General features: G+C 34.4%; 3 protein-coding genes. 2 read left to right on the top strand and 1 reads right to left on the bottom strand.

What is annotated here, in order from left to right; genetic code table 11:
- Positions 1-79 precede the first annotated feature (79 nt).
- Positions 80-1,078, bottom strand: coding sequence for an NAD-dependent epimerase/dehydratase family protein (locus tag ACH2BG_RS12965; protein WP_395048114.1), 999 nt, complete (start codon positions 1,076-1,078; stop codon positions 80-82).
- A gap of 88 nt (positions 1,079-1,166) precedes the next feature.
- On the opposite strand from ACH2BG_RS12965, the gene tyrS reads away from it, so the two are divergent.
- Both tyrS and ACH2BG_RS12955 read left to right on the top strand, forming a co-directional pair.
- Entirely contained in the window at positions 1,167-2,462 is a 1,296-nt protein-coding gene (gene tyrS, locus ACH2BG_RS12960) for a tyrosine--tRNA ligase (RefSeq protein WP_395048113.1), read from the top strand.
- A 207-nt stretch (positions 2,463-2,669) separates the two neighbouring features.
- On the top strand, positions 2,670-5,363 hold a 2,694-nt coding region (locus ACH2BG_RS12955; RefSeq protein ID WP_395048112.1), incomplete at its 3' end, for a reprolysin-like metallopeptidase.

Genomic DNA, 5,363 nt, shown 5'->3' with positions numbered 1-5,363 from the left:
AAGAGTTGAAAATTAAAATTAAAAAATCGCAAGATTCTTTGGGAAAAATAACTAAAAAATCTAAAATTATTGCTAGAGGTTAGTTTTTCAAAGAGTTTAGATAAACATCTATTTCTAAATATTTATAACCCAATCGTTTTATTATTTTTTCATTAGAATAAACATCTTTACTATGTAAAGTACTGGCTAAATCTTTTGTCAAAGTTCTTTTTTTATCAAAAAAAGTTGCTAAAAACCAATCTATTCGCCAAGCAAAACTAGTGAGTAATTTATCAGAATAAAGTTTCGGTTTTTTTACTTGTAATGTTTCGGCAATAGCAAAAACTAGTTCTTGATACGTTTTGTTTTCGGAAATCAGGATAAATTTTTCACTCACAACAGTGCTTTGCATTAACAGAAACAAAATTTTCACCACATCATTTACACAAACAAATCCTGTACTTCCTTTGGTATAAAATGGCAACCCTTTTTTTACTTTAGTATAAATTTCTCCACTCCCATCTGTCCAAAAAAGTGGCCCAAGAATAACCCCTGGATTTACAACGACTACATCAAGTCCTTCTTGTTGTGCACGCCAAACTTCCATTTCCGCACCATATTTAGAAATCGCATAATCGCTATGTTGCATTTCGGGATTCCATTCGCATTCTTCTGTAACAACCTTTTCGTGCGGTGCTAAATCACCCAAAGCGGCAATCGAACTAACATAACACAGTTTTTTTATTTTAAAATCAATACAAAAACTAATAATATTTTGAGTTCCTTCTATATTTATTTTTCTAAGATTTTCTTCGTCTATGGGATCAAAAGAAATTAAAGCAGCGCAATGACATACATAATCAATCCCTAAGTCTCGAGACTGAAAAGCAATTTCGAGCGAAGGAATATCTAGAATATCTGCCTGACACCAATTTATATCTTCGAATAATTCTTGTTTATTGTAATATTCGAAAACTTTTTTTACTTTTTGTTTTCCGCTTTCGTTTCTAAATAGTGCTTTCACCGTCTGACCTTGCTCTAATAGATGCAAAACCAAATGAGAACCTACCAATCCTGTTGCTCCTGTAACTAATATCATAATCCAAAGATATTAATAAATATTGTTATTGAAATTGATTTTTGACATTGCCATCGAATTGTTATCTTTGCCAAAATTGATTTTGAAAATGGAGAATTTAGTTGAAGAATTAAAATGGAGAGGCTTGTTTCACGACATGATGCCTGGAACCGAAGAACAATTAACAAAAGAATCTACAACAGCATATATAGGTTTTGACCCCACTGCCGATTCCTTACACATAGGAAGCATGGTTCAGATTATACTTTTAGTTCATCTAAAAAATTTCGGACACAAACCTATTGCTTTAATAGGTGGTGCGACAGGAATGATAGGAGATCCCTCAGGGAAAAGCGACGAGAGAAATTTGCTCGACGAAGCCACTTTGAATAAAAATGTTGCGGGAATAAAAACCGTTTTATCTAGTTTTTTAGATTTTAATACTACCGATTCAAACGCCCCAATTTTAGTAAACAACTACGATTGGATGAAAGATTTTTCGTTCATCGATTTTGCCCGTGACATAGGAAAACGAATCACGGTAAATTATATGATGAGTAAAGATTCTGTCAAAAAACGTTTGGGAGCAGAAGGCGAAGGCATGTCGTTTACAGAGTTTACTTACCAGTTAATACAAGGTTACGATTTTCAATATTTATATAAAAAATACAATTGTTTGTTGCAAATGGGCGGCTCTGACCAATGGGGAAATATTACTACAGGAACCGAATTAGTTCGCAGAATGGGTGGTGAAGGAGCAAAAGCTTACGCACTAACTACTCCGCTAATTACAAAAGCTGATGGTTCTAAATTCGGAAAATCTGAAGGTGGAAATGTTTGGCTAACTGCCGATAAAACTTCGGTTTATAAATTTTACCAATTTTGGTTAAATACTTCCGATGAAGATGCTGAGAAATACATCAAAATTTTTACTTTTTTAGATAAAAACACGATTGATAGTTTGATAGAAGAACATAAAACAGCACCACATTTACGTGTTTTACAACGCAAATTAGCCGAAGAAATCACAATCCTAGTTCATGGAAAAGAAGAATTAGAAAAAGCAATAAAAGCATCAAATATTTTGTTCGGGAACTCTACTTCCGATGATTTGAAAGGATTAGATGCCGCTACTTTTTTAGAGATTTTTGATGGTGTACCGCAAGCCGAAATTTCAAAAGCTGATATCCAAGCTGGAATAAATATTGTTGATGTGTTAAACGAAAAATCAGGTTTTTTAAAATCTAATGGTGAAGCGAGAAGAGCACTTTCTGCTAATTCGATAGCGGTAAATAAAGAAAAAGTAACTGAAGAATTTACACTTACAACAAAAGACATGATAAATAATCAGTTTGTGTTGTTACAAAGCGGAAAGAAAAATTATTTCGTTTTGAGCGTGAAATAAACGAATCTGTTTTTAAATATCTTAAAAACCATCTGCAATAGCAGATGGTTTTTTTTATTAAATCAAAAAATAATTTTATTTCAAAATTATCATATATTGGTTTATTTTAAAATTTTAACATAATATAAGGTAAAACCGTAATACAATTCAAAATAACTAACTAATTTTACATCTTTACAATGCCAACCAACCAAAAACAAAAAATTTATGAAAAAACTTATTCTAGGTTTATCCCTTTTTGCTTGCGCATATATGCAAGCTCAAACGGGTAAGTATTGGTCTGCACATAATGCAAGTACCAATAAAATTGTGGCTACCGACAAAGGCGTAGCTAGATTATCATTTCCCAAAAAGTTTGATTTATATGATTTGAACACAGCACAATTAAGAAATTCTTTGTTCTCAACAATCAACAGATCAAACAATCAAGTTGTAAACATTACATTGCCAAATGCCGATGGTCAGTTCGAACAATTTGAAATGACAGAAGCATCAAATTTTGAACCTGCTTTACAAGCTCAATTTCCAGAAATTAGAGCCTATTCAGGAAAAGGAATTACTGACAGATACGCTACAATCAAATTAAGTATCTCTCCTCAAGGGATTCAAACGATGATTTTTAGAACCGATAAAGAAAATGAGTTTATCGAACCATATTCTCAAGACCACTCTGTTTATGCAGTTTTTAAATCTCAAAGAGAAAAAGGAAAATTACCTTGGACATGCTCAACTGATGATCATGCACTCGTTTTAGATATTAACAATCAAATTCCTAGTACAAATAAATCTAGCACAGCTGAACTAAAAGTGATGAGATTGGCTCAATCTTGTAATGGAGAGTATGCAGCTTATTTTGGCGCAAGTACAGCTGGTAATTCTACTGATCAAGCAAAAGTTTTGGCTGCATTCAATGCTACACTAACTCGATGTAATGGAGTATATGAAAAAGATTTAGCCTTACACTTAAATCTTATCGCAAACACTACGAGTGTAATTTTCTATAATGCCGCAACTGATCCGTACTCAACTACAATGAGTCAATGGAATTCACAATTGCAAACAACCCTTACCAATACTATTGGCGCAGCAAATTACGACATAGGTCACATGTTTGGTGCTTCTGGTGGAGGAGGAAATGCGGGTTGTATTGGTTGTGTATGTGGTACTGCTAAAGGCTCTGGTATTACTTCACCTGCTGATGGTATTCCTCAAGGTGATAATTTCGATATTGACTATGTTGTTCACGAAGTAGGACATCAATTAGGTGGAAACCATACTTTTTCTAACAGTAATGAAGGATCTGGAGTTAGTAAAGAAGTAGGTTCTGGTGTAACCATTATGGGTTATGCAGGAATCACCTCTCAAGATATTGCTCCTCACTCTATCGATATTTATCATGAAACAACTATTGCCCAAATTCAAGCAAATTTAGCTACTAAAACATGTCCTGTAACCACTTCTATTTCTGCAAATAACGCAACTCCAATTGTAAATGCAGGATTGGATTATACAATTCCTAAAAGCACTCCGTTTACACTTACCGGTTCTGCGACTGATGCAAATACTAGTGATGCTTTAACTTATTGCTGGGAACAAAATGACGATGGAGGAACTCAAACTGGCGCAAGTAGTGTAGCGAGTATTGCCAAAGCTTCTGGTCCTAACTGGAGATCATGGAGTCCTACAGCATCACCAACAAGATATTTCCCAATTATACAATCAGTTATAGCAAATTCTGCAACAACAGCTGGAACAGGTAATGATGTTATTAATGTTGAAGCATTAAGCTCGGTAGCAAGAACATTAAATTTTAGATTAACGGTAAGAGATAATGCTCCATATAGTTCAGTAGCTCCAATTAAAGTGGGTCAAACTAATTTTGATGATATGGTAGTAACAGTTAATGCTACTGCTGGTCCGTTTACAGTAAGTTCTCCAAACACTGCAGTTTCTTATGCAGGTGGATCTTCTCAAACCGTAACTTGGAATGTGGCTGGAACAACAACAAACGGTGTAAACTGTGCTAATGTTGATATTTATTTATCTACAAACGGCGGTTTAACTTATCCTGTTGCACTATTATTAGGAACTCCTAATGATGGGACGCAAGCAATTACAGTTCCTAATACACCAGGAACAACCAATAGAATTATGATAAAAGGATCTAATCATATTTTCTTTGATATTTCTAATGTAAACTTTACAATTACTTCTGGTTCTACAGATACTGTTGCTCCATCAGCACCAACAGCTTTAGTCGCTTCTGGAACAACACAAACAACAACAAACTTATCTTGGACAGCTTCTACTGATAATGTTGGAGTAACTGGATATGATGTTTATCAAGGAGCAACACTTAAAGGAAGCACAACAACTGCTACCACTTTTGCAGTAACTGGATTAACGGCTTCAACAGCTTATAGTTTCTCTGTAAAAGCAAAAGATGCTGCTGGAAATATTTCTGCAGAAAGTAATGTAGTTAGTGTTACAACTCTTGCTCCTGTTCCTGATACAACTGCACCAACTGCACCAACAAATTTAGTAGCTTCTGGAACAACATCAACAACTACAAATCTTTCTTGGACGGCTTCTACAGATAATGTAGGTGTTGTAGGATATGATGTTTATCAAGGCACAATACTAAAAGGTTCGGTTGCAGGAACAACTTTTGCAGTAACTGCACTAACAGCTTCAACGACTTATACTTTTTCTGTAAAAGCGAAAGATGCTGCTGGGAATATTTCTGCAGAAAGTAATGTAGTTAGTGTAACTACATTAGCCACTTCAACAGTTACCTATTGTACTTCTACAAGTAGTAATACTGCTGACGAAAGAATTGGAAAAGTGGTTTTTGGAACAATTAGCAATACTTCTACAGGAACTGCAGGTTACGAAAATTTT

It is taken from the genome of Flavobacterium sp., from assembly GCF_043779715.1.
Classification (GTDB): domain Bacteria; phylum Bacteroidota; class Bacteroidia; order Flavobacteriales; family Flavobacteriaceae; genus Flavobacterium.
Note: the sequence above shows the minus strand (reverse complement) of the source record. Positions and strands in the feature narration are given on the sequence as shown.